Genomic DNA, 2,923 nt, shown 5'->3' with positions numbered 1-2,923 from the left:
GGGCGTTTTGGGATTTTTTTGTGAATGATTTTTGTGATTGGTTGCGGGGGCAGGATTTGAACCTGCGGCCTTCAGGTTATGAGCCTGACGAGCTACCGGGCTGCTCCACCCCGCGTTAGATTTTTTCCGGGATTATCCGGGACTTGGGAATGGGTTGAGAGAGAAGATATTGAGTTGCACTTTGCAGACCTGGCAGCGACCTACTCTCCCGCGTCTTGAGACGAAGTACCATTGGCGCTGGGGCGTTTCACGGCCGTGTTCGGAATGGGAACGGGTGCAGCCACCCCGCCATAACCACCAGGTCGGCGAAGAGCAACTAAATGATTGAGAAGCTGGTGAAGCGCTGATTGCGTTTTCTTTTTTGTGATGAGCATTGATCAATGGGAACGATCAAGCCGATCGAGCTATTAGTAACGGTAAGCTTCATGCATTACTGCACTTCCACACCCGTCCTATCAACGTGGTCGTCTTCCACGGCTCTGATAGGGAATACTCGTTTTCAGGTGGGTTTCCCGCTTAGATGCCTTCAGCGGTTATCCCTTCCATATATAGCTACCCTGCTATGCCCTTGGCAGGACAACAGGTCCACCAGAGATATGTCCATCCCGGTCCTCTCGTACTAGGGACAGATCCTGTCAATATTCCTACACCCACGGCAGATAGGGACCGAACTGTCTCACGACGTTCTGAACCCAGCTCACGTACCGCTTTAATTGGCGAACAGCCAAACCCTTGGGACCTGCTCCAGCCCCAGGATGCGATGAGCCGACATCGAGGTGCCAAACAACCCCGTCGATATGGACTCTTGGGGGTCATCAGCCTGTTATCCCCGGCGTACCTTTTATCCGTTGAGCGATGGCCCTTCCACGCGGGACCACCGGATCACTATGACCGACTTTCGTCTCTGCTCGACTTGTCAGTCTCGCAGTCAGGCGGGCTTATGCCATTGCACTCGACGAGCGATTTCCGACCGCTCTGAGCCCACCATCGCGCGCCTCCGTTACTCTTTCGGAGGCGACCGCCCCAGTCAAACTACCCACCATACACTGTCCCGGACCCGGATGACGGGCCGCGGTTAGACATCCATGACGATAAGGGTGGTATTTCAAGGATGGCTCCACAGAAACTGGCGTCCCTGCTTCAAAGCCTACCACCTATCCTACACATGCCGACACGAATGCCAGTGTAAAGCTATAGTAAAGGTGCACGGGGTCTTTCCGTCTGACCGCAGGAACCCCGCATCTTCACGGGGAATTCAATTTCACTGAGTCTATGCTGGAGACAGCGGGGAAGTCGTTACGCCATTCGTGCAGGTCGGAACTTACCCGACAAGGAATTTCGCTACCTTAGGACCGTTATAGTTACGGCCGCCGTTTACTGGGGCTTCAATTCAAAGCTTGCACCTCTCCTCTTAACCTTCCAGCACCGGGCAGGCGTCAGACCCTATACGTCGTCTTATGGACTTCGCAGAGCCCTGTGTTTTTGATAAACAGTCGCTACCCCCTGGTCTGTGCCACCCTTCTACGGTTGCCCGCAAAAGGGTCACGCTTCTTCCGAAGTTACGCGTGCAATTTGCCGAGTTCCTTCAGCATAGTTCTCTCAAGCGCCTTGGTATACTCTACCTGACCACCTGTGTCGGTTTCGGGTACGGTCTATAATGGTGGAGCTATTTCCTGGAACCGCTTCCCTGCCCAGTCAATCCAATAAGACTGAACAAGTTACGCAATCCGTCACTACCACCAGGCCCACGAATATTAACGTGGTTCCCATCGACTACGCGTTTCCGCCTCGTCTTAGGGGCCGGCTAACCCTGCTCAGATTAACTTTAAGCAGGAACCCTTGGTCTTTCGGCGAGAGGGTCTCTCACCCTCTTTATCGTTACTCATGTCAACATTCGCACTTCCGATACCTCCAGGGCCCCTCACGGATACCCCTTCACAGGCTTACGGAACGCTCCGCTACCACGTGTGCAAGCACACATCCTCAGCTTCGGTGCATGGCTTTAGCCCCGTTACATTTTCGGCGCAAAGACCCTTGTTTAGACCAGTGAGCTGTTACGCTTTCTTTAAATGATGGCTGCTTCTAAGCCAACATCCTGGTTGTTTTGGGATCCTCACATCCTTTCCCACTTAGCCATGACTTGGGGACCTTAGCTGGAGGTCAGGGTTGTTGCCCTTTTCACGACGGACGTTAGCACCCGCCGTGTGTCTGCCGAGTAGTACTTCCCGGTATTCGGAGTTTGGTTAGGATCAGTAAGACGGTGAGTCCCCATAGCCCATCCAGTGCTCTACCCCCGGGAGTATTCGCTCGACGCTCTACCTAAATAGATTTCGCGGAGAACCAGCTATCTCCGAGTTTGATTGGCCTTTCACCCCTAGCCACAAGTCATCCCAATCTATTGCAACAGATGCGGGTTCGGTCCTCCAGTTGGTGTTACCCAACCTTCAACCTGCTCATGGCTAGATCACTCGGTTTCGGGTCTAATGCAACGAACTAAGGCGCCCTATTCAGACTCGCTTTCGCTACGCCTACACCTACCGGCTTAAGCTTGCTCGTTACACTAAGTCGTTGACCCATTATACAAAAGGTACGCCGTCAGGGTTGCCCCCTCCGACTGTTTGTAGGCATCCGGTTTCAGGTTCTATTTCACTCCCCTCGTCGGGGTGCTTTTCACCTTTCCCTCACGGTACTTGTTCGCTATCGGTCATGCACGAGTACTTAGGCTTGGAGAGTGGTCTCCCCATGTTCAGACAGGATTTCACGTGTCCCGCCTTACTCAAGGACAACAAGTCTTAACCGCGTACGGGGCTATCACCCACTCTGGCCGACCTTTCCAGGTCGTTCCGCTTCATCCCTTGTTGCCACTGGCCTGGTCCGCGTTCGCTCGCCACTACTTGCGGAGTCTCGGTTGATGTCCTTTCCT

The 2,923-nt window shown here is 53.7% G+C and carries 1 tRNA gene and 2 rRNA genes (1 of these 3 only partly in view); all 3 read right to left on the bottom strand.

Annotated elements, in window-relative coordinates:
- Positions 1-38: 38 nt before the first annotated feature.
- A tRNA-Met gene (locus ACT54B_RS21160) sits at positions 39-115 on the bottom strand.
- Between the two features lie 72 nt (positions 116-187).
- Positions 188-302: ribosomal RNA gene (rrf, locus tag ACT54B_RS21155) — 5S ribosomal RNA — on the bottom strand.
- 84 nt (positions 303-386) lie between these two features.
- Positions 387-2,923, bottom strand: a 23S ribosomal RNA gene (locus tag ACT54B_RS21150); it runs 263 nt beyond the window's last position.

It is taken from the genome of Gellertiella sp. DMC107, from assembly GCF_056313605.1.
The sequence above is the reverse complement of the archived record's forward strand: the minus strand, read 5'-3'. Positions and strand labels throughout refer to the sequence as shown.